Raw genomic sequence first — 22,599 nt, forward strand, 5'->3', positions numbered from 1 at the left:
AAAGGCGCGAGGCCGGCGCCAGCCGCCGGCCTCGATCTCCCCACACGCAGACAAGCCGGACAATGACCACCACACCTGCCGTTCGATCATCTCAGCGTACTGCGCTGCCGGGACGCCGCCGCGTCATGGGCTGGGTCTTCCAGGCGCTGCTCGTGGTCGCGCTGGCCTGGGTGGCCCATGTCGCCATCGGCAACCTCTACGACAATCTCGCGGCCCGCGGCCTCAAGCTCGGGTTCGACTTCCTGTGGCAGGAGGCGGGCTTCGAGATCGCGTTCCACCTGATCCCGTATACGTCGAGCGACAATTACTGGCGGGTCTTCCTCGTTGGCATCACCAACACGCTGCTGGTGACGGCGATCGCCATCGTGCTCTCGACGATCCTGGGCTTCGCCATCGGCATCGCGCAGCTCTCCGGCAACTGGGCCGTGTCGCGCGCCGCTCGCATCTATGTCGAGCTCGTCCGCAACCTGCCGCAGCTCCTCCATATCCTGATCTGGTACAATGTCGCGCTCCGGGCCTTTCCCGCTCCGCGCGTCGCCGTCGGTATCGGCGACATGGTCTATCTCTCGAACCGCGGCGTCTTCCTGCCGGCGCTGACAAGCGATCGCCCGGGGCTCCTGGTCATCGCCATCCTCATTGCAGTCGTTGCGGCGCTCGCCCTGTTCCGCAGCCTGACCTCCTATGCCGAGCGCACGGGGCGTTCGGTGAACGCCTGGTTGCCGTCGCTGGCGGTGCTCGTGCTCCTGCCGGTCCTCACTGTCGCGCTGACAGGCACGCAGGTCTCGGTCTCCGTGCCGCAGCTCAAAGGGTTCAATTTCATCGGCGGCTGGGCCCTGGTGCCGGAGCTGACGGCACTCGTCTTCGCCATGGCGATCTACAACGCTGCCTTCATCGGCGAGCTGGTACGCGCCAGCATCGAGTCCGTGAGCAAGGGCCAGCGCGAAGCCGCGGCCGCGCTCGGCTTCGGCTGGTGGTGGACCTTGCGCTTCATCGTGATCCCGCAGGCGGTGCGCGTCCTGCTGCCGCCCCTGTCGAACCAGTATCTCAATATCCTCAAGGGCTCCTCGCTCGCGGTGGCGATCGGCTATCCCGATCTCGTCGGCGTCTTCACCGGCATCAGCATCAACCAGACCGGCCGCGCCATCGAGATCGTCGGCATGACCATGGCCGTCTATATCGCGATCAGCCTGCTGATCGGCGCGCTGATCAACCTGTTCAACCACATGACCAGGATCGTCGAACGGTGACCGAAGCCGCCCTCATCTCCGATACGCCGCGCCGCCCGGCCGCCCATGCCGGTGCGCCGGCCCGGATCGCGCTCTGGCTGCGCCGGCGCATCTTCGCCTCCTGGCGCGACGCGTTGCTGTCGCTCGCGGTCGCCCTCATCCTCGGGGCGATCGCCTGGACCATCCTGCCCTGGGCGCTGTTCAAGGCGACCTGGACCGCTGCAAGCCGGGCCGATTGCGTGCCGGGCGGTGCCTGCTGGGGCTTCGTTGCAGCCAAGGCCTCGCAGTTCATCTACGGCTTCTACCCTCCGCTGGAACGTTGGCGCCCGGATACCGTCTTTGCCCTGCTGATCGCCGGGCTGACCTGGCTGATGGTGCCCCGCATTCCGGGGAAGGGCTATGCCGGCCTGTTCATGATGGTGGTCCTGCCGGTCGTCACCTTCGTCCTGCTGCATGGCGGGGTCGCCGGGTTGCCGGTGGTGCCCAGCGACAAATGGGGCGGGCTCCTGCTCACGCTGATCCTTGCCGTCTCCGGCATCAGCTTCTCCTTGCCCTTCGGCGCGCTCTTCGCGCTCGGGCGGCGCAGCCAGATGCCGCTGGTCCGCTGGTTCTGCATCGGCTTCATCGAATTCTGCCGCGGCGTGCCCTTCATCACGGTGCTGTTCATGGCCATCGTGATGCTGCCCTTCTTCCTGCCTTCCGGCATGAAGCCTGATCCGCTCGCGCTCGCCGTGGTCGGCATCATCTTCTACGAGGCTGCCTACATGGCCGAGGTGGTGCGCGGAGGCCTGCAGGCGCTGCCGAAGGGGCAGTACGAGGCGGCCATGGCGCTCGGCTTCGGCTACTGGCGCACGATGCTCTACATCATCCTGCCCCAGGCGATCCGGAAGGTCGTGCCCGGCATCGTCAACACCACCATCTCGCTGCTCAAGAACACGACGCTGGTGATGGTCGTCGGATTGTTCGACCTGCTCAACATCGTCTCCGCCGGCGTCGCGGACCCGCTCTGGGTCGGCTCGCAGGCCGAGGGTTACTTCGTCGTCGGGCTGGTCTTCTGGCTCATGAGCTTTGGGCTGTCCTGCTACAGCCGCGCCATCGAGGGCGGCTTCGCACGGGCCGACCGGGCCTGACCGCATCGGGTATTGCAATCATGGAAAATCCCATCATCCGGCTCGAGAACGTCGATAAATGGTTCTCGCAGTTCCACGTCCTGCGCGGCATCGACCTTGCGGTGAAGCAGGGCGAACGCATCGTGGTCTGCGGCCCGTCGGGCTCGGGCAAGTCGACGATGATCCGCTGCATCAACGGCCTCGAGCACTATGAGGGTGGCAGGATCACGGTCGGCGGCGAGACCGTGTCTCAGGGCGACGACAATATCGAGAAGATCCGGCAGCGCGTCGGCATGGTCTTCCAGTCGTTCAACCTGTTCCCGCATCTGTCGATCCTCGACAACCTGACGCTCGGCCCGATCAAGCTCAGGCGCCTGCCGCGCGCCGCGGCGGAAGCCCAGGCCATGGAGCTGCTCGAACGCGTCCATATCGGCCAGCAGGCCCGCAAGTTCCCGAACCAGCTCTCGGGCGGCCAGCAGCAGCGCGTCGCTATCGCCCGGGCGCTCGCCATGGAACCGGACGTCATGCTCTTCGACGAGCCGACTTCCGCACTCGATCCCGAGATGGTCAAGGAGGTCCTGGACGTGATGATCGAGCTCGCCGGCACCGGCATGACGATGATCTGCGTCACCCATGAAATGGGTTTTGCGCGCGCCGTGGCTGACCGGGTCGTCTTCATGGATAACGGCGCCATCGCCGAAGTCGGGACGCCGGACGCCTTCTTCTCTGCGCCGCGAACCGAGCGCGCCCGCCAGTTCATCCAGCAGGTCATTCACTAACCGGCCGGCCCAGCCGCAGCCATCATTCCAGTCCGGAGCCTGAACCCCGTGAGCACGACGCCTTCCGCCGCTTATCCCTATCGCCTGCGCATCCCCGGGCCGATCTCGATCCCCGAGCGCGTGCGCAGTGCCACCGCGCTGCCGATCGTCAACCATCGCGGCGCGCAGATGCGTGTCGTGCTGGGCGAGATCCAGCGCCTGATCAAGCCGCTCTTCGGCACGCAGGCGCCGGTGCTGGTCTTCGGCAGCTCCGGAACCGGCGTGATGGAGGCGAGCCTCGTCAATATTCTCGCTCCCGGCGAGAAAGTGCTGGCGCTGGTCCACGGCCAGTTCAGCGAGCGCTATGCCCAGATCGCGCGGGCACTGGGCGCGCAGGTCGACGTCATCGAGAGCGAATGGGGGCATGCGCCGACCCCGGCGCGGGTCGCCGCCGAGCTCGACAAGGCCGAGTACCGCGCCGTGATCGCTGTCCATAACGAGAGCTCGACCGGTGCGGTGACCGATCTTGCCGGCATCGGCGCGCTCCTGCGCGAGCGCGAGACGCTGTTCCTCGTCGACTCGATCAGCGGGCTCGGCGGCATGGAGCTGCGCCAGGACGAGTGGGGCGTCGACATCGTCGTCACCGGCTCGCAGAAGGCGCTGATGTGCCCGCCCGGCCTCGGCCTCGCCAGCGTCAGCGACAAGGCCCGCAAGGTCATCGAGCGCACCGACCGCTGCCCGCGCTTCTACTGGGACATGCGCAAGGCGCTGGCCGTCGTCGACAACCAGGAGACCGCCTTCACCTGCCCGGTCTCGTTGCTCTTTGGCCTGCACGAGGCGCTGAAGATGATTCACGAGGAGGGGCTGCCGCAGGTCTTCGCGCGGCACGAGCGGCTCTCGGGCGCGCTCCGCGCCGGCTGTGTCGCGCTTGGCCTGCCGGCTTTCGGTGATCCTGCCGTGGCCTCCCAGACCGTTGTCGTCGCGTCGGTGCCCGAGCCCCTGACGGGCGGGGCGATCGTCAAGCACCTCAACGAGACCTACAACACGATGATCGCCGGTGCGCGCAACCGGCTGAGCGGCAGGGTCATCCGCATCGGCACGATGGGCCAGATCAGCGAAGCCGATATCCTGACCGACCTGCATTTTCTCGAACGCACGCTTGTTGCGCTCGGTCACCCCGTCCCCTCAGTCGGTGCCGGCATCACTGCCGCCGCTGCCGCCCTCCGCTAATCCAGCAACGGATCGTATCCATGCCTCATATCTGGGTCGAGTATTCGACCAATCTCGAAGCCAGCGTCGACGTGCCCGCGCTGCTGAAGACCGTGCAGGATGCCCTGATCGGCGACGGCAGCATCTTCCCCTTCGCCGGGGCGCGCACGCGCGGCGTGCCCGTCGCGAACTATCTCATCGTCGACGGTCACCCCGATAACGCGTTCGTGCATGTCCTGCTGCGGATCGCGGCCGGGCGCTCCGAGGCCGACCGCAAGACGGCGGGCAGCCGGGTGTTCGAGGCGGTGAAGGCGCTGCTCGCCMCGGTCAGCGCGTCGCGGCCCCTCGGCATTTCCGTGCAGATGGAAGAGGCCGATGAGACGGTCAATTTCAAGACGAGCAATTACCGCGAGTATTTGAAGCAGCGCGGTATTCCAGAGAAGATGTCGGCCTGAAAAGGGCGACTCGGCAGGCCGGAAAATGGGGCTGGCCAGGCCATTCCTGGCAGCGGGGGGATTGATGAGCGACCGGACGCCAGCCGAGGGCCTGGACCTGCCTGCCGAAACCGGGCAGCCGGCAGCGCGCGTGCGCCTGCGCCATTTCTCCAAATCCCTGCCGATGTCCCTGCTGCGGGCCCGGGAAGCGGTGATGCGCCATTTCCGTGCCAGCCTTCGGCATTTCGGCATGACGGAGCAGCAGTGGCGCGTTCTGCGCGCCCTGACGGCCGTGAACACGATCGAGGTGACGGCGCTGGCGGAGGACACGTTCCTGCTCGCGCCCAGTCTTTCGCGCATCCTGAAGGACCTCGACGAACGCGGCCTCATCCTGCGGCGCACCTCGCAGGCCGATCTGCGCCGGGGGCTCGTCTCGATCTCGCCGCTGGGTCTTGAGCTGATCGAGCGGGCCGGCGTCGAGTCCGAGGCGATCTATCGCGAGATCACGGGACGTTACGGCAGCGAGCGTCTTGCCGAATTGCAAAGCCTGCTTCGGCAGCTCGAAGATTGCCTGGATGGCCTGGACAGCGGCGGATCCCATGGATCAAACCGCCGGCCGGGATAAGCCCGGAGAGGCGCGCTCCCGGCGGGGATGTTCGGGTTCACCTATTTGCCGTCGAACTGCCGGTGGTCCGCCAATACGCGCTCGATCACCTGCCATGATTTGTCCGCATCGCGCTGGTTGCGATCGTGGCCGGCAACCGTGATCAGCGCCTTCCACAGGGCCCAGCCGCGGGCGCGGGCCCAGGTGTCGTCGTCGAGGGAAAGCGCGGCACGGAACATGTCGCGGCTCGCTCCGGTAAACTCCGTCCACGCGATCGCGAGGTCGCAGGCAGGGTCGCCGACCCCCGAACTCCCGAAGTCGATCACGGCAAAGAGCTTGCCATTCCTGATGAGCAGGTTGCCAAGGGCAATATCGCCATGGACCCAGACAGGCGGGCCGCGCCACTGCGAACCGAGCGCGGCGGCCCATACGCTCTCGGCCGCAGCGATGTCGGTGCGGCACCCAAGCGCTGCAAGCGCAGCCCGGGCTTCTGCATCATAGACCGCCAGCCTGCCACCCCGATGAAAATTATGTTGCCCCGCCGCCGGCCCGCCAGTCGCGTCGATGCGCTGAAGGGCGCCGAGAAACCCGGCAAGCGAGCGGGCGAACTGCGTGAGATCGGCAATCGGGTTGGTCGCGGCTGGCTCGCCGTCAAGCCAGCGATAGACGGACCATGGCCACGGGTAGGCCTCCGCTGGAGCGCCCAGGGCAAGTGGCGCGGGGATCGGCAATGGGAGGTGAGGCGCCAGCTTTGGCAGCCAGCGGCGCTCCTTTTCGACCTGAGGCGCATAGGCAGCCGCACTCGGCAGGCGGACCGACATCTGATCGCCCAGACGAAAGGTACGATTGTCCCAGCCGCCCGGCTCGATTGGCTCGATGGGCAGGTCAGCCCATGCGGGGAATTGTGCGGCGATCAATCGTCGAACAAGTCCGGCATCGATCGGGACACAGAGATCATGGTCCTGCTGCGCCATGGCTCTTGCTTACAGTCTGCACCGGGGGCTTTCCAGTCAGCCACGACGGTACAAACGCCTGCAAGGAGAGGGGGCGGGAGCAAACCTGTTTCAGCCAGGTTTGCCGGCTTCGACAGTGAGTTCGACGGCTCCGATGCCGTCCAACGCGAAAGTGTAGGTTTCCGTCTCGGTCGGAAAGCGGGTGGTGACCAGGCTGCCGGTCATGACCACATCGCCGGCACGTAGCGTCCGGCCCTTGGCCGCCAGCGCATTCGCCAGCCAGGCCAGGGGCGAGAAGGGGTGGCCGAGCACGTCCCGTCCGTGGCCGCGGTCGATCTCGACGCCATTGCGGTGGACCACGCCGGTGACCGCATCCAGCGCGGGCCACGCGCTGCGGAATTCGGAGAGGACGATGCCGCCGTTCCAGGAATTGTCGGCGACGAGCGAGAGCACGTCGAGCTCGGCATAGTCGGCGGCGCGGTCGTCGACGATCTCGATTGCGGCGCAGACGCCGCCGACATGGGCAGCGACGGTTTCGGGCGTGAAGGCGGGGCCGCCGACGGGAAGATCGTTCGCTAGGCGCACGGCGATCTCGAATTCGAGACCGATCCGCCCATAGCCGGAGATTGCGACCTTCGCGCCGGAATGGTGCAGCCGGTCGGCCAGGACGACCCCGGCGATCGGCTGGTCGATGCCGCACATCGTCTGCATGCGCTGCGAGGTCAGGCCGATCTTGTAGCCGATCCCGTCACCGAACCGGGTTTGCAGCAGCGAGACATAGCGGTCCTGCACCCTGTAGGCGTCCTCGAGCGAAGCGATGCCGCTCGCCGCCGCGAACGGGCGGAAGCGCACCTGTTCCTCGTGCTCGCGCATCAAGCGCTGCGCCAATCCATTCTCATCGATCATCTCGTTCTCCCCCAGGCCGGTGCTTCTTCGAGCCCCGGCGTCAAATTTCAAATTCTTCGCCACGGCCACGCTAGGTCGCCGCCACGATCTCGGCAAAGCGCCGCACCGCCGGCGGAATGCGCTCGGGCGCGGTATTGCCGAAGCCGAAGATGAACCCCGTCGCCTCCTGGCTCTGCAGCCGGTAGCGGGACAGGGCCGGCACATCGATGCCGCGCTGCCGGGCGGCATCGGTGACCGCGCGGTCGTCGAGCGGGCCGCGCGCATGGGCGGTCAGATGCAACCCCGCCGTCACCTCGGGAATGACCAGCCGATCGCTGAGCGCCTCACGCAGGGCTCCGACGAGGATGGCCGCCCGCTCGCGATACAGAAGCCGCATCCGCCTGACATGCCGGGCCAGCACGCCCCGGCCCATGATATCGGCCACCATCTGCTGCAGCGGCGGCGGCAGATAGCAGGAGAAGACCAGCTTGGCCCGGTAGAACAGCTCGACCAGATCGGGGGGCAGGACCAGATAGGTCAGGCCGAGCGACGGGGAGAAGATCCGGTTGATGTTGCCGATGAAGATGACGCGCTGGTCGGTATCGAGCGACAGCAGGGAAGCCAGGGGCTGGCGGTTGATGCCGATCGGGCTGCTGTAATCATACTCGATCACCCAGGCGTCCCGTGCGCGGGCCCAGGCCAGCAKCGAAAGCCGGCGCGCCATCGGCATCGTCGAGCCGTAGGGAAACTGATTGGTCGGCGAGGCGATCACCATCCGGGCGGTCTCAGTCTCCGCGCTGAAGCGATCGACGCAGAGCCCGTCATGATCGACCGCATGCGGCAGGACGCGGGCACCATTCGCCACGAGCGCGGCGACCCGGGTCGGATAGCCCGGATCCTCGACGATGACGCCGTCGCCTGGGTCGAGCAGCAGCTGGGCGAGAAGGATGAAGGCCTGTGTCGTGCTGGCGACGACCGCGATCTGCTCGGCCGCGCAGGGCACGCCCTCGTATTCGCCGAGATATTTGGCGATCTGCTGACGCAGGGCCGGGAGCCCGAGGCGCTCGCTGAAGCTGAACTGGGGCCAGGGCTCAGAGCCCCAGTATTCGGCGGTGCTGCGGCGGATGTCGCTGAACGGCAATTCGTCGAGCGCCGGGAGCAGGGGGCTGAGATCGTAGCCGAGCTCACGCTCGCTCGGGAGCGGCAGGCCCATCAGCGCGCTGCCACGCCTTGCCAGGATGCGCGGCTGCCGCGGCGGCCCGGCTGGGGCCGGGGCGTCCAGGCGGCGGTGCAGATCCTCCGGCAGGTCGGTCTCGATATAGGTCCCAGCGCCGGTGCGGCCATGCGCATAGCCCTCGTTCTTCAGGCGGGCATAGGCGAGCACGATCGTCGAGCGGGAGACATCGAGTTCGTCCGAGAGCTTTCGCTGCGGTGGCAGCCGTGCTCCGCGGGGGATGGCGCCGGCCACGACCATCGCACGGAGCTGCCCCGCGATCTGGTCGTAGAGCGGTTCCGGCCCGTCCCGCTCCAGCGCCAGCGCATTCCAGAACGGATAGTTGAAGGCCGAATTCATGTCCTGTTGCACCCTTCGCGAGGCCGAAAGCGTGCGCGTCGCCACCTCACCCTTCACCGGGTCGGATTGAGCCGCCCGCAGGCGGCAGGGTCAAGCGGCTCGGCGCAATTGGTCTGTACCATTTGGAAAAATTGGTACTTGAGGCGGCCAGGAGCCGCCGATACCGTCCCTGCCAATCGAGGTCGGACAGAGCCGATCCAGCAATGCAAAGGGGAGGATCACGTGTCTCGACCGGAGGCGAAGACCGTCCTCACCGCGGACGTCATCCACAAGAGCTATGGCGACTTTCCCGTTCTCAAGGGTGTCAGCCTCGCGGCCCGCGAACGGGACGTGATCTGCATGATCGGCGCCAGCGGTTCGGGCAAAAGCACCTTCCTGCGCTGCATCAATCTGCTGGAGACCCCGGAATCCGGCACGATCTCCTTCGAGGGCGAGGAGATCAAGCTCCAGCGCAGCGGAGACCGCCCGCCGGTGCTGAACGCCAGGCAGATCAGCCGAATCCGCAGCCGGATGGGCATGGTGTTCCAGAGCTTCAACCTGTGGAGCCACCTGACCGTGCTCGAGAACGTTACGATCGCGCCGATCAAGGTGCTGGGCGTTGCGAAGGCCGAGGCGATCGAACGTGCCGAGGCGCTGCTGGCGAAGGTCGGGCTGTTCGACAAGCGCTATCATTACCCCGCTCATATTTCCGGCGGCCAGCAGCAGCGCTGCGCCATCGCCCGCGCCCTGGCGATGGAGCCCAAGCTGCTGCTCTTCGACGAGCCGACCTCGGCGCTCGACCCCGAGCTCGTCGGCGAGGTGCTGCGCGTCATGCGCGTTCTCGCGGAGGAGGGGCGGACCATGATCGTCGTGACCCATGAAATGGCGTTCGCCCGCGAGGTCTCGAACGAGGTGCTCTTCCTTCACGAGGGCAAGATCGAGGAGCGCAACAGCCCCGATCAGATCTTCGGCAACCCGATGTCGGAACGGTGCAGGCGCTTTCTGCAGCGCGTTCTTTGAGGAGAAGAACCATGAGAAAGACCGCTCTCGCCCTCCTGTCGGGCGCAGCGCTGCTGCTGGCCGGCACCGCCTTCGCCCGCGAGGTGAAGATCGGCACCGACTGCACCAATCCACCCTTCAACTACCGCACCGCCAGCGGCGAACTGGCGGGTTTTGACGTCGATATCGCCCGTGAGATCGGCAAGCGTGAAGGGTTCGACCTCAAATTCGTCTGCCAGTCGCTCGATGGTGCGCTCCCGGCCCTGACGGCGCGCAAATTCGATCTCATCCTCGCGAGCCTTTCGATCACCGAAGCGCGCCAGAAGAGCATCGATTTCAGCATCCCCTACCGCTCGTCGACCGGCCGGTTCGTTGGCCCGAAATCGTCCACGCTCGCGCCCGTCACCGCCGAGGGGCAGCCCAATCCCAAGGCCCTCGACGGCAAGGTCGTCGGGCTGATCCGCTCCAGCACCTATGACCGCTATTTCACCGAACTGTTCCCCGGCGTGCAGATCTCGCGCTACGAGAACTACGAGACCCTGCTCCTCGACCTCGTCTCCGGCCGCGTCGACCTGATCATGGCCGGGCCGATCAAGATGGAGGGCTTCTTCGAGGACGCCCAGGGCAAGAACTTCAAGTATATCGGCCCTGAACTCGAGAACATCAAATATTTCGGCCCCGGCGTCGGCGTCGGACTGCGCAAAAACGAGCCYGAACTGCTCGACAAGGTCAACAATGCGCTGAAGGGCATGTTCGCCGACGGGACCTTCAAGGCGATCAACCAGAAGTACTGGAAGTTCACGGTGCTCCCCAGCGTCTGGACTCAGTGACGCTCTCCGGGCGGCGCTAGCCGCCGCCCGGCATCGCCCGCGCGGCTGACAAGGCCCAGCGCGACCTCCGCCCCGACAGGACCGATTCATGACGGCAGACCTCTTCCAGGGCTGGGGAACGCAGCTCTTCTGGGGCACGATGGTCACGCTCCAGGTCGCGTTCCTGTCGCTGCTGGCGGGCCTCGCGATCGGCTTGGCGGTTGCGCTCGCCAAGCTCTCCTCGTCGCGGTTCCTGCGCGCGGCGGGTGATTTCTACACGACCTGCGTCCGCGGGACGCCCGAACTGCTCATCATCCTGCTGGTCTATTTCGGCAGCACGGTTGCGCTCTCGGCGATGCTGCGCTGGATCGCGGGACCGGAGGTCTATGTCGAGATCCCGGCGATGGCGGCCGGCGTGTTCGCGCTCAGCCTCGTCTTCGGCGCCTATGCGGCCGAAATCTTCCGGGGCGCTTTTCTCGCCATCCCGCCGGGTCAGATCGAGGCGGCGAAGGCCTTCGGCATGTCGCCGCTGACGCTGTTCATCCATATCCGCATGCCGCTGATGTGGCGCTACGCCCTGCCGAGCCTCGGCAATATCTGGATCTCGCTGATCAAGAACACCTCGCTGATCTCGGTCGTCGGCCTCGAGGAGTTGATGCGCGTCAGCTATCTCGCCACCTCGGTGACGCGCAGCCCGTTCCATTTCTACCTGCTCGCGGCGGTCATCTATCTCACGCTGACCATCATCAATTCCCTCATCATCGAATGTCTCGAGACCCGCGCGAACCGCGGCGTGCGGAGGGTCTGATCATGGACATCTCGCTCATGATCGAGAGCATCCCGCGCCTGCTCGAAGGCGCGGTCGTCACCCTGCAGCTTCTGCTGCTGACCGAGATCATCGGCTTCGTGCTCGCTCTGCCGCTCGGCATTCTCTACGCGAATGGCAGCAGGGGGGTACGGGCGCCGATCTATTGCTTCGTCTATTTCTTTCGCGGCACGCCGCTGCTCGTCCAGATCTTCATCGTCTATTACGGGCTCGCGCAGTTCGAGTTCGTGCGCGAAAGCTTTCTCTGGCCGTATCTGCGCAAGCCCTTCATCTGCGCCCTGCTGGCCTGTGCCCTGCATTCCGCCGCCTATACCGCGAATATCCTGCGCGGCGCGATCCAGGCCGTGCCGGCCGGCGAGATCGAGGCGGCGCGCGCCTGCGGCATGTCGGCCTTCCAGGTCCAGCGGCTGATCGTGCTGCCGATCGCGCTGCGGCTGATGCTGCCGGCCTATAGCAACCAGGCTATCGGCATGTTGAAGGGCACCTCGCTTGCCAGCACGATCACGCTGATGGAGCTGACCGGCGTGGCCAATACCATCGTGGCCGATACGTTCTCGCCCTATGAGATCTTCATCATGGCTGCGCTGATCTATCTCTCGATCACGCTCGTCATCACGCGTTGCTTCAAATTCGCCGAATACAGCCTCAGCAAGCACCAGCGCCCGCTCAAGAGYCGCGCAGCGATCCCCGGACAGGTCAGACATGCCGACTAGCGACATCAGGAATTTCATTGCCTTCGCCCAGGAGCTGGTCGAGGCGAGCGGCGAGATCATCCGCGAGGCGGCAAGGCACAACAACGCCTTCATCCCCAAGGGCGACGACAGCCCCGTCACCGAGATCGACCGGCGCGCCGAGACCGAGATCCGCCGCCGCATCGAAGCGGCCTATCCCGGCCATGGCATCCTCGGCGAGGAGTTCGGTTCGCAGGGAATGGACGAGGATTTTGTCTGGGTCATCGACCCGATCGACGGAACCAAGGCCTTCGTCGCCGGCATCCCGGTCTTCGGCACGCTCGTCGCTCTGACCCATCGTGGCGTCCCGATCCTCGGTGTCATCGACCAGCCGATGACACGGGAACGCTGGGTCGGCGCGGAGGGCTTTCCGACGACGCTGAACGGCGCGCGCGTCACGACCTCGGGCCGGCGCCTCCTGTCGGAAGCGGTGATGTCGACGAGCAATATCGAACTCTATGACGAGGACAGCCTGCCGACCTTCAAGGCCCTGCGCTCCTCCGTCCATTGGTGCGTCTATGGCGGCAGTTGCTATTCCTATGGACGGCTGGCCTCCGGGGCGATCGACATCGCCATCGACCGCTTCGAGAATCCGCATGACTACCTCGCCCATGTCGCCGTGATCACCCATGCCGGCGGCGTCATGACGGATTGGGACGGCGCGCCGCTGACGATCCGCTCGGGCGGGCATTGTCTGGCCGCGGCAAACTCCGCCCTGCACGCAGCCGCGTTGGGCCGGATCGCACCCTCGCACCGAACCCTGCCGGCCGCCTGACACAGCGAGCGATGCCGCATTCCAAACCTGTGTTCGGCCAGGGCTCACGCAGCCGCACCGGGCGCAGCACTCACAATCCCCAGTCGAGACTTCGCCATGCATGACCGCACGCGTTCCAGGAGCCATATCGTCGAGTGCATGAAGGAGGCTGCCCGGATCGGCGGCGCATCGCTCGCCGGGAATTTCGCCCGCCTCGCCGCCCCGCCGATCCTGGAGAAGGGGCCGTCGGATTTCGTCTCTGCCGCGGATATCGAATCCGAACGGCTGATCATCGCGCATCTCGGGGACACGCTGCCCGATATCGCGGTGCTCGGCGAAGAGAGCGGCGCATCCCCAGGCGCCAGTGACGGTCGCAGGATCGTCATCGATCCCCTCGACGGCACCAACAACTTCCTGCACGGCATCCCGCAGTTTTCCGTGTCGCTCGCCCTGATGGAGGGCGACGAGGTGACAGCGGGCGTCACCTATCATCCGCTCAGCCACGACATGTTCTGGGCCGCGAAAGGAGAGGGCGCCTTTCTCGGCGACCAGCGCCTCACGGGCTCGAAGCGCAACTCGCTCGCCCATGCCGTCGTCGGCACCTGTTTCCCCTATCATGGCAAGGGCGACACGGAAAAAGCCGCGCGTGAAATGGCAGCCATCATGCCGCAGGTTTCAGGGATCAGGAGTCCGGGCTCCGCCGCCCTCGAGATCGCCTACGTCGCAGAAGGGCGCTTCGACGGGTTCTGGACCTCGGGCGCCAAGCTCGATCTCTGGGACCTCGCTGCGGGCGTGATCATCGCCCGCGAAGCCGGCTGCATCGCGACGGAAATCGATGGCGAGGGCGACCCGCTGCACTGCCGCAGCCTTGTCGTCGCCCCGCGCCAGTTTCACAGCCTCTTCATCGACATCTTCCGGACCGCCTCTGCCACGAACGCTATTTGCGAGGCCCGCCCGCGATAGCGTGCTTGGCGGTCCTTGGGGCCTCAGAACTCGATCGACGCACCGATGATCGGCCCGTGCTGAGTGACCTTCCACTGGAAGCCGCCATCCCGGTAGTCCTGGTGCAGGACGCGGTAGCCGGTGCGAACCATGGTCTTGTAGCCCGCCAGCGTGGTGCGGTAGCCGAGAAGCGCCTGTCCGTTGAGGCTCAGCCGCGAGCCGACGCCGAAGCCGCCGGCATCGCCTTCCATGAAGAGGTTCCAGCGGTCGGTCAGGTCGAGATTCAGCCTCGCCCCCACGAAGGGGTCGAGCCAGCTCTCGCTGTCGGAAACATGCAGCCCGGCGACCCGGATGCGGCCCGTCAGGCGCGTCCAGCGGGCGCCCGCCGTCGGTTCCAGTGCAAAGACGCGGGGTGCGCCGAACACGGTATTGCCGCCGAGTTCGGACTGATAGACGCGGTAGAACACGCCGGCGCTGACCAGATAGGACTTCATGCCGGTGCCGATGTTGAGGGAGGCAATCTTTTCGTCGCTGGAGACATCGACATACTCGCCATTGACATAGGCGCCGAAGGCGCCGCGGCGGATCTCGAGATTGCCCATCAGCCCGAGGTCGAGATTCTTCAGGGTGTCGCGGAACGGGACGTCGACATGCCGGTGTATCCCGAGCACGGCCGCATCCCCGTTGAGCGAGGCCGCCCAGAGATAGGGGCTGAGGGTGACCGACCAGTCGCTCTGGGCGAGGGGGGCGCCTGCCTGCGCGATGCGGACAGGGGTGAGATCGGCTGCCGCAGCAGGCGCCGCCGCCGCAAGCAGGGCGGCCGCGCCGATCATGGCTCTGGTCCGGCGGGAGCGATGCCGCTTGCCGGATGTCGCTGACGTCATGGTGCTGTGGCCCCCCGGCCCTGGCGATATCGATGAGATGCGGATGAAGGCTGTGCGCCGCGGCAAGGCGGCCGGACGGCCATGGCCGCCGGCGTCTGGCTGGACGCGATCACTGATCAGGGTTTGGCGAAAGGCAGGGCGGGAGGCGTCATCGCCGGCACCAGCGCCGCGCTGACGATCGTCTTGGCGTCGAGGTCGAAGCTCTTCAGGTCGATGCCGCGCAGGACCGGATCCTCATAGGTCTTGACGTAGTAGACCCGGTTCACGAGGTCGGCCACCGTCGACCATTGCGTGTATTCCAGCGGCTCCCTGGGCTTGTCTCCCTGGCCCTTGTCTTGCAGCCTGATCCAGCCCTTCGGAATATCGAAATTATTGACGATATGCTCTGCCAGCCGGACGCTTTCCGGGCCGCTCGGCTTGCGTTCGACGGACATCGTATAGCCGAGCGCCCGCAGGAAACGCGATGGCGGCGTCGGATCTCCGGGAATGCCGAGCATGCCCGAGCCCTGGCCGAGCGGCGCGAAGGACTGCTCGCCGACCTTCAGCGGCGGCGCGTTGACGGGCGACAGCTTCACATAATTCCTGAGATTGGTGAGGTGCCAGTCGAAGGATGGCGCGTTGGTCATCACGCCGAGCGGGTTGTCATAGACCTTGAGCTTGCCATCGACCGGCTCGATCACCAGCGAGGCCCCGGAGGCATCGTGCAAGGTGTAATGCACTGGCGGCGCGATCTTCATCGCCTCCTGCACGACATGGATGACGGCGACGTCGCCGATCGCCGCCTTGACCTCTGCGACCGTCGCGAAACTGGTCAGAGCCCAGGTGAGCAGGTCCCATGGCGCGAGGGATTTGGCCGGGTCGGTCTTCGCCGGGTCGGCGTAGCCGGCATAATCCGGGAAATAGAGAATGCCGCCGGAGAGGCCCTTCTCGTTCATGCCGTCGACCAGGGCGAAGACGCCGAGCGCATTGAGCCCGACGGCCGCATATTTGCCGGTCCAGCTCATCGCCGGTTTTCCGCCCGGCCCGGTCGAAGCCAGCTTGTAGTTGCGCGGGATCACCATCGCGCGCGACTCGAGCTCGAACCCGAACTCCATGGTGCGGCCATAGACGGCGCCGTCATCGGTCGTCCGGATCAGGAAGCTCGTGCAGGCGAGCACGGACTGGGGTGTCGCCAGCATCGCCGCGACCAGTGTGGCGGCTGCGGCGCGCTTGGCGTGGTGCCATGGGGACGATGCACGAAGACGCATGGGTCCTCCTCTCGGGTTCGTTTAGTTCAGGGGAGGGCTCACCAGCTCATGCGGAAGCCGGCGCGTCCGCTGAGTTCGTGGCTGTCGGCGAACTGGGCGAGGCTCGTCCTGACGGAGGCTTCGCCATAGAGCGAGTAGCGGCCCCAATCATATTTCGCGCCGAGGCCGACCCCGCCCCAGAGCCGCTCCTCGGCGCTGCTGAAGCGCGTGCCGGCGACGCTGGCCGTGGTGTCGTCGAGGAACTCGTAGGAGAGGTTGGCGATGCCGTAGAGCGTGGTGCTGACGAGCTGTCCGGCGCTGTCGCGCCAGATGCTGCGATAGTCCGCCGCGAGCCCGAGGCGGCCCTTCAGGCTGTCGCCATCCCCGAGCGAGACGCGGGCGCCGAACGGATCGGTAAAGCTGTCGCCAGTGACCCTGGAATAGATCAGTTGCGCCTGCGGCGTCAGCGACCAGGCGCCGTTCAGCGCGATCCGCTGGCCGAGCTCCAGGCCGAAGGCATAGCCGAACCCGCCCGTGCCGTCGGCGAGCCGGCGCCCGAGCGTGGTCGAGCTGAGATCGCTGTCGAACCAGCTCGCCTGGGCCTGGGCATCGGCATAGAGCCCGCTCTCGCCATACCAGGTCAGCGTGCCGCCAAAGCCGGTGCCGCTGGTCGCAATCTTGCCGCGGCCGAAGACCGAGGCGATATCGGCCGTGGCCCCGCCGTGATGCGCGGTCAGGCCGCCGACCAGCGTGCCGGCGCCGTTCGCCAGAAGCTGTCCCTCGAGCCCGGCCTGGAGCCGCCAGCTGTCGATCTCGTAGGAGGTGCCGCTGGTCGAGAGCCTGGGCGTGATCCGGCTATGGGCGCCCTCGATCCGGGCCCAGATCGCCTGGCTCTCGGGCGTACCCGCCGGGGCCGTGCCGTCGCCATGCATGCGGTCGCCGACGCGCTGGCGCAGCGTCGGCAGGCCGTTCAGGCTTTGCAGCACCTGGCCATAGGCCTCGTAGACCGGCACGCCGGGCTGCAGGATCGGCACGGTGCGCGCCGGGCTGCCGACTGGCGCCGCCGCGGCTGCCGGCGGGACATAGGCCGAGCGCAGATACCAATCGCCGTCGTTGGGCGTGCTGACGCCGTTGTGCTGCAGCGTATAGGCGTAGGCGCCTGCAATCAGGGCGGGCTGCCCCTGGAAGGCATAGTCGCCATTGGCGAGGGTGAAGCTGCCATTCGAGGCGCCGCCGACATCGACGATCTTGATGCCCTCGACGGTCGGTGCGCCAGTCCCGCCCTGGTTCAGCACGTTGACCAGCGTCGATCCGGCGCTGCTGCCGGTGATGACCAGCCGGTCGGAAGGCGAGGCATCGCCGCCGAGCACCGTCTCGATCTCGAGCCTGCCGCCATTGCCGCGATAATTGCCATTGATGGTCAGCGTGCCGATCGAGTTACCGGGCGCGATCGTGCCGCCGGCTGCGTTCATCGTGGTGCCGACCGTGCCGATGCCCTGCAGCCGGCCGCCCTGCACCGCCAGCGTGCCGCCGAGGATGCCATTCACCGAGAGCGCGCCTGCCTGGATCGTGGTGGCGCCGCCGAAGCCCGAGCTGTCGCCCGTGAGGTTTGCGTGGCCAGCGGCGAGAACCAGCGCTCCCGTTCCCTCGAAGCGGCCGGCGAACGTGTCGGCGGCGGCGGTCAGGGTCAGAGTCTGCGCCCCGGTCGCGACCACGCCGCTGCCCGAAAGCGTCCTGATCGAGGCGCCGGCCGCGGTTCCGGAGATGTCGAACACGCCGTTGTTGCGCACGCCGCTGGACGCGGCGATGCTGCCCGCACCGGTGAGGGCGAGCCTGCCCGACTGGATCGTCGTCGCGCCCGTAAAGCTGTTGGCTCCGGTCAGCGTCAGCGAGCCGGCCCCGAGCTTGGTGAGTGGCCCGCCACCGAGCGCCTGGCCGACGGCAAAATTGTTGCTGGCATCGGCGATGTCGAAGCCGCCGCCATTGGCGCCCCAGTTGATGGTGCGCCCGGTGCTGTTGAAGCCGGTGCCGGTGATCTGCAGCACGCCACCATTGATGGACAGTGCTCCCGCGACACTGCCGAGATTGGCGTCCGAGGACATCGACAGCGTGCCGCCGTTGAGGACCGTCCCGCCAGAATAGGTGTTGGCTGCGATGAGATAGACCGTGCCGGCGCCGGTCACGACGAGGCCGCCCGTGCCGGAGATCGGGTTGTTCAGGTAGAAGGCATTGCCGCTCTGCACCGGGTTCAGCGTCAGGGTCTGCGCGCCGAGATTGAGGGCGGCCGCCCCGGATTTGGAAAGCTGGCTGATGCTGCCGCTCTGGCTGTCGATCCGCCATTCCTGGCTGCCTGTCAGCGTAATCCTCTCGCTGAGCGTGATCGCCTGATTKACCTGGCTGACCACGCCCAGCCCGTCGATACCGCCGATACTGACGAGACCGTTCGTCGACACTGGGGTATTGACGAAGCCAAACCCGGTATAGGGAGCCAGGAACACGATCTGTCCGACACTGCGTGCGCTGCCCCAGGTGTAGGTGGATCCGGTTCCCGCCAGGTCGAAGATCGCCCGGTCGTTGGGGCCTGGTATGCCGACGCCCCACTGGGTGCCTCCAAACTGACCCCACAGGGCGTCGCTGGACGCAACGTAGTGATAATCCGCTGCCGAAGCCGCCGAGGCCGCCGTCAGCGCGAGAATGATCGCCGTTGCGCTGGCACTCCGCTTGAGMCCCGGCAATGCGGAATGTCCAGACATGATTCCCGATGGCTGGATGGTCAATTCGATAGGCATAGGCCACTCCGAAGCCGGGGGCCTCATCCCCCGGAGCGCTGTGATGTCGGGGGCGTTGCTGTCAGGTGCCGAAGGCGGCGCACGCAGCCGCAAGGCTGCGCAACATGCCCCCCAGCAGTGCCGCCGCGCTGCCAGGATCGCATATTCGCGAGCGCCCGCCTGTAGCGCTGCGTCTCATTTGTGATGACGCTGCGTCTCAATCGTCCGGACGTCGTCTCGTCCTGGGACGGCCTATGCCCCTGCGTCGGCGGCATTGGTTCCACCAGGCAAATCACCCTAGGAGTGATCGGGCAGGTTCCGAACGTGCGGGGCAAGTTCCGATCTTGGCGGGGGAGAGCGAGCGATGCGGCAGGCCCGGGGGGCGACTGCTCCGGTGGCGGCGGAAGAGCTCGTCCTGTCGACCGACATGGTCGAGCCTGACCTGCGCAGCGATCTCTGGCGCGAGATCTCCCGCCCGTTCTTCGAGACGACGGCGCATCCCGACGATCGCGGAGCTGTGCTTGAGGGCTCGATCCGCTCGCGGGCGCTGGGCGCACTGCTGATCGGTCCGACCAGCTTCAACCAGCAGCAATACAGCCGGGACCGGCGCACCATCCTGCAGGGCGGGCTGGATCAGTACTTCGTCCAGCTCTTCGTCGCCGGCACACTCGAGGCCGATTGCGAGGGGGAGGCGATATCGGTCGGCCCTGGCGATATCTGCGTCTTCGACCTCGCCCGGACCTTCAGGAGCAGGGTCCGGACCGGCTCCACGCTGTCGCTGGTCCTGCCGCGGGAGCGGGTCGACCGGGTGGCGGGGGGGCGCAACCTGCATGGCCTGGTGCTCAGGACCGGAGATCCGATCACGCGCCTCCTGAGCGACTTCATCGTCAGCCTGTCCCATGTCTCGCCCGTGATGAGCGACGACGACCTGCGGGCGATCGAGGAATCGGCGATCTTCCTCATCGCCTCGGGCCTCGCTCGTCACGCGCCGGGGATCGCTCTTCAGGACCCCGTGCTGGGAAACGTCCTGCGTCAGCGCATCCTGGCGTTCATCGAGGCCAATCTGTCGGATCCCGGCCTCAACCCGGCCGTGCTGACTTCCCGCTTCCGGGTCTCGCGCGCGCATCTCTACCGGATGTTTGCCGGCGATGGCGGTGTCGCCACGATCATCCGCGAGAAGCGGCTCGACGCCTCGTTCCGCGAGTTGGCCAGTCCCGCCGCGCCATCACGCTCGATCACGCAGATCGCGCATGAACAGGGCTTCTCCAACAGCGCCCAGTTTCACCGCGCCTTCCGCGCGCGCTTCGGAATGGCCCCGGGTGAAGCCCGTGACGCGGCAGCCGCACGCCCCTTCGCCGATCAGCGCCTCCAGCATGTGCAGGTTCATTTCGACCAATATGCGCAGCAGCTCGGGGCGGGCCCCCTGCCGAAATGATCTCTCACTTCCCCCCGTGAATCATCCGCCAGATCGCCTGTGGCGTCGCCGGCATGTCGACATGCCGCACGCCATAGGGCGAGAGCGCATCGACGAGCGCGTTCATCACCGAGGGCAGCGAGCCCGCGCAGCCGGCCTCGCCGCAGCCTTTCGCGCCGACGGGATTGGTCGCGGTCGGGCTGCCCTGACTGGCGAATGAGAAGAAGGGCAGGTCGGCAGCGCGCGGCATCGCGTAGTCCATATAGGACCCCGTCATGAGCTGGCCGGCCTCGTCATAGGCGGTCATCTCGTAGAGCGCCTGGCCGATGCCCTGCGCGACGCCGCCATGCAGCTGCCCCGCGACGATCAACGGGTTCACGATCGTGCCGAAATCATTGACCATGACATAGCTGACCACCGCGACCTCCCCGGTCTCAGGATCGATCTCGACCTCGGCGACATGACAGCCATTGGGATAGGCCGATGGCGCCGACTTGAAGACATGATCGACATCCAGGCTCCGGGGCAGCTCCTTGGGCAGGTCGGGGGTCATGCGCACCCGTTCCGCGAGCTCCATGATACCGATCGCGCGGTCGGTCCCGGCGATCGTGAACCGGCCACGGCCAAACTCGAGATCGGCGACGCCGGCTTCCAGAAAATGGGCGGCCAGGAGCTTGCCCTTCTCGATGACGCGATCGCCCGCTTCCATGATGGCCGACCCGCTCGCCATGATCGATTTGGAGCCGCCGGTGCCGCCGCCCGCGATCAGCCGGTCGCTGTCGCCCTGGACGAGTCGGATCTTGTCGAAGGGCACGCCGAGCTTGCTCGTCAGCACCTGGGCGAAGGGCGTCCAGTGGCCCTGTCCGTAATCGAGCGTGCCGGTGACGATGGTCACGCTGCCATCGGCTTCGAAATGGAGGCCGGCCATTTCATTGCTTGGCGGCGCGGTGACCTCGAGATAGCAGCCGATGCCGCGGCCGCGGAGCTTGCCGGCCTTCCGGCTCTGGCGCTGCCGCGCCCCGTAGCCCTTCCAGTCGGCCGCCTTGAGCGCTTCTGCGAACAGGGCCGGGAAATCGCCGCTGTCATACAGCGTCCCGACCGGCGTCGCCCAGGGCAGTTGCTGCGGAGCGACGAGGTTGCGCCGCCGCAGGACGGTCTTGTCGATCCCCATTTCCACGGCGGCCGCATCGATCAGCCGCTCCATGAAGTAATTGCCTTCGGGGCGCCCGGCGCCGCGATAGGCGCCGATCGGTGCCGTGTTGGTGACGACGCATTTGGTCTGCACCTCGACGAGCGGCGTGCGGTACATGCCGATGCTGTTCTTGCCGATATTCGTCGTCGCCATCATCGGCCCGACAGGCGAGAGATAGCCGCCCATATTGCCGATGCCGCTGAAGCGCGTCGCCAGGAACCGGCCGCGCGCGTCGAGCGCCAGCTCGGCCTCGAAGACCATGTCGCGGCCATGATAGTCCGAGACAAAACTCTCGGAGCGCTGATCGGTCCATTTCACCGGCTTCTTCAGCAGGCGGGCCGCGTGCAGCAGCACGACATATTCGGGGAAGACCGAGGATTTCATCCCGAAGGAGCCGCCGACATGGCCGGTGAGCAGCCGCATCCGTTCCGCCGGCACGCCCATTGCCGCGGCCAGGTTGTTGCGCATCCCGAACGCGCCCTGGCTCGGCGCATGCAGCGTGTAGCGGCCGGTCTTGCGGTCATAGGTTCCGACCGCCGCACGCGGCTCGATCGGGTTCACCACGATGCGGCTGTTGACGATGCGCAGCTTCGTGACATGGGCGGCGCTGGCAAAAGCGGCCGCGACCTTGCTGGCATCGCCGAAATGATAGTCGAGGACCACATTGCCGGGGACGTCGTCATAGAGTTGCGGCGCGTCCGGCTTGAGGGCATCCTCGTTGGCCGTGACCGCGGGCAGGATCTCGATATCGAGCAGCACGGCCTCGGCCGCATCGCGCGCCTGGACGGCCGTGCGAGCCACGACCATCGCGATGGGATCGCCGACAAAGCGGACCTTGTCGGTCGCCAGGGCGTTGCGGGCGGGCTTCCTGATCGGGCTGCCGTCCCGATTGGGATGCTCGACAACGCATTTCAGCAAGCCGTAGCCTTGGCCCGCGAGATCCTCCCCCCGATAGATCGCGACGACGCCCTTCATGGCTTCGGCCTGCGAGATATCGATGCCGCGYAGGACGCCATGCGCGTGCGGGCTGCGGACGAAGGCCGCGTAGAGCTGCCCCTCCAGCGAGACGTCATCGGTATAGCGGCCCTCGCCGCGCACGAGCACGGGGTCCTCGTTGCGCGGGACGGGCTGGCCGACCTCGAATGGCATCGTCGAAAGCTCCGCTGAGGGCGTGTGCTTATTCATCAGGAGGCACCGTGAGTAACGTGCGAGCCGACCGGCAGGCAACGTCGCTAGACTGACCCAAAATGGCGGCGCCTGTCCTGCAGATGTCGCATAGGCGCTATCCGCAGGCGGCGCATTCCGAAAAGTCAGCCGCCCGGAG

Annotated in this window: 20 protein-coding genes; 13 read left to right on the forward strand and 7 right to left on the reverse strand. The window is 66.6% G+C overall.

Annotation, left to right across the window (positions count from 1 at the left end; translation table 11 throughout):
- Positions 1–62 precede the first annotated feature (62 nt).
- The 6 genes from AC1DRP_RS07935 (at position 63) to hpaR (ending at position 5,361) form a co-directional block, all read left to right on the forward strand.
- On the forward strand, positions 63–1,247 hold the full coding sequence (locus tag AC1DRP_RS07935; RefSeq protein ID WP_476768250.1) for an amino acid ABC transporter permease: 1,185 nt from the start codon (positions 63–65) through the stop codon (positions 1,245–1,247).
- Positions 1,244–2,356, forward strand: a complete 1,113-nt coding sequence (locus AC1DRP_RS07940) for an amino acid ABC transporter permease (protein WP_441488567.1) — start codon at positions 1,244–1,246, stop codon at positions 2,354–2,356. Before AC1DRP_RS07935 ends, AC1DRP_RS07940 begins: the two co-directional genes overlap by 4 nt.
- Positions 2,357–2,376: 20 nt before the next feature.
- Complete coding sequence (locus AC1DRP_RS07945; protein ID WP_441488566.1) at positions 2,377–3,114, forward strand: amino acid ABC transporter ATP-binding protein; 738 nt, start codon at positions 2,377–2,379, stop codon at positions 3,112–3,114.
- Positions 3,115–3,162: 48 nt separating this feature from the next.
- Positions 3,163–4,323 carry a pyridoxal-phosphate-dependent aminotransferase family protein gene (locus tag AC1DRP_RS07950; RefSeq protein ID WP_441488565.1) on the forward strand — a complete coding sequence of 387 codons (1,161 nt, stop codon included), beginning with the start codon at positions 3,163–3,165 and terminating at the stop codon, positions 4,321–4,323.
- Positions 4,324–4,343: 20 nt separating this feature from the next.
- Positions 4,344–4,757: a hypothetical protein gene (locus AC1DRP_RS07955; protein ID WP_476768251.1), complete on the forward strand. Its 414-nt coding sequence runs from the start codon at positions 4,344–4,346 to the stop codon at positions 4,755–4,757.
- Between the two features lie 64 nt (positions 4,758–4,821).
- On the forward strand, positions 4,822–5,361 hold the full coding sequence (hpaR, locus tag AC1DRP_RS07960) for a homoprotocatechuate degradation operon regulator HpaR (protein WP_441488563.1): 540 nt from the start codon (positions 4,822–4,824) through the stop codon (positions 5,359–5,361).
- A 41-nt stretch (positions 5,362–5,402) separates the two neighbouring features.
- Here hpaR and AC1DRP_RS07965 read toward each other — a convergent pair whose 3' ends face one another.
- The 3 genes from AC1DRP_RS07965 to pdxR all read right to left on the reverse strand — a co-directional run bounded on the left by AC1DRP_RS07965 (position 5,403) and on the right by pdxR (position 8,751).
- Positions 5,403–6,314, reverse strand: coding sequence for an aminoglycoside phosphotransferase family protein (locus tag AC1DRP_RS07965; RefSeq protein ID WP_441504665.1), 912 nt, complete (start codon positions 6,312–6,314; stop codon positions 5,403–5,405).
- 90 nt (positions 6,315–6,404) lie between these two features.
- Entirely contained in the window at positions 6,405–7,199 is a 795-nt protein-coding gene (locus AC1DRP_RS07970; RefSeq protein ID WP_441504664.1) for a 2-keto-4-pentenoate hydratase, read from the reverse strand.
- A gap of 70 nt (positions 7,200–7,269) precedes the next feature.
- Entirely contained in the window at positions 7,270–8,751 is a 1,482-nt protein-coding gene (gene pdxR / locus AC1DRP_RS07975; protein ID WP_476768252.1) for a MocR-like pyridoxine biosynthesis transcription factor PdxR, read from the reverse strand.
- Positions 8,752–8,973: 222 nt separating this feature from the next.
- Between pdxR and AC1DRP_RS07980 the strand changes: the two genes are divergently transcribed.
- From AC1DRP_RS07980 to AC1DRP_RS08005, 6 genes are all read left to right on the forward strand, one after another.
- A complete protein-coding gene (locus tag AC1DRP_RS07980; protein WP_441504662.1) occupies positions 8,974–9,750 on the forward strand; it encodes an ABC transporter ATP-binding protein in 777 nt (258 codons plus the stop codon).
- 11 nt (positions 9,751–9,761) lie between these two features.
- Entirely contained in the window at positions 9,762–10,559 is a 798-nt protein-coding gene (locus tag AC1DRP_RS07985) for a transporter substrate-binding domain-containing protein (protein ID WP_441504661.1), read from the forward strand.
- Positions 10,560–10,647: 88 nt separating this feature from the next.
- Positions 10,648–11,346 carry an ABC transporter permease gene (locus AC1DRP_RS07990; RefSeq protein ID WP_441504660.1) on the forward strand — a complete coding sequence of 233 codons (699 nt, stop codon included), beginning with the start codon at positions 10,648–10,650 and terminating at the stop codon, positions 11,344–11,346.
- 2 nt (positions 11,347–11,348) lie between these two features.
- Positions 11,349–12,077: an ABC transporter permease gene (locus AC1DRP_RS07995; protein ID WP_441504659.1), complete on the forward strand. Its 729-nt coding sequence runs from the start codon at positions 11,349–11,351 to the stop codon at positions 12,075–12,077.
- The gene (locus AC1DRP_RS08000) at positions 12,067–12,870 is read left to right on the forward strand and encodes an inositol monophosphatase family protein (RefSeq protein ID WP_441504658.1); all 804 of its coding nucleotides are present in this window, start codon (positions 12,067–12,069) and stop codon (positions 12,868–12,870) included. Before AC1DRP_RS07995 ends, AC1DRP_RS08000 begins: the two co-directional genes overlap by 11 nt.
- A gap of 96 nt (positions 12,871–12,966) precedes the next feature.
- On the forward strand, positions 12,967–13,812 hold the full coding sequence (locus tag AC1DRP_RS08005; RefSeq protein WP_476768253.1) for an inositol monophosphatase family protein: 846 nt from the start codon (positions 12,967–12,969) through the stop codon (positions 13,810–13,812).
- A 23-nt stretch (positions 13,813–13,835) separates the two neighbouring features.
- Here AC1DRP_RS08005 and AC1DRP_RS08010 read toward each other — a convergent pair whose 3' ends face one another.
- From AC1DRP_RS08010 to AC1DRP_RS08020, 3 genes are all read right to left on the reverse strand, one after another.
- Entirely contained in the window at positions 13,836–14,624 is a 789-nt protein-coding gene (locus AC1DRP_RS08010) for a hypothetical protein (RefSeq protein ID WP_441504656.1), read from the reverse strand.
- Positions 14,625–14,791: 167 nt separating this feature from the next.
- Positions 14,792–15,922 carry a linear amide C-N hydrolase gene (locus AC1DRP_RS08015; RefSeq protein WP_476768254.1) on the reverse strand — a complete coding sequence of 377 codons (1,131 nt, stop codon included), beginning with the start codon at positions 15,920–15,922 and terminating at the stop codon, positions 14,792–14,794.
- A gap of 38 nt (positions 15,923–15,960) precedes the next feature.
- On the reverse strand, positions 15,961–18,690 hold the full coding sequence (locus tag AC1DRP_RS08020) for an autotransporter family protein (RefSeq protein WP_441504654.1): 2,730 nt from the start codon (positions 18,688–18,690) through the stop codon (positions 15,961–15,963).
- A 343-nt stretch (positions 18,691–19,033) separates the two neighbouring features.
- Here AC1DRP_RS08020 and AC1DRP_RS08025 point away from each other — a divergent pair, with 343 nt between their 5' ends.
- A complete protein-coding gene (locus AC1DRP_RS08025) occupies positions 19,034–20,104 on the forward strand; it encodes a helix-turn-helix domain-containing protein (RefSeq protein ID WP_441504653.1) in 1,071 nt (356 codons plus the stop codon).
- A 4-nt stretch (positions 20,105–20,108) separates the two neighbouring features.
- On the opposite strand, the gene AC1DRP_RS08030 is transcribed toward AC1DRP_RS08025, so the two are convergent.
- Positions 20,109–22,460, reverse strand: a complete 2,352-nt coding sequence (locus AC1DRP_RS08030) for a xanthine dehydrogenase family protein molybdopterin-binding subunit (protein ID WP_441504652.1) — start codon at positions 22,458–22,460, stop codon at positions 20,109–20,111.
- Positions 22,461–22,599: the final 139 nt, after the last annotated feature.

This window comes from Allobosea sp. 01N443, assembly GCF_056399325.1.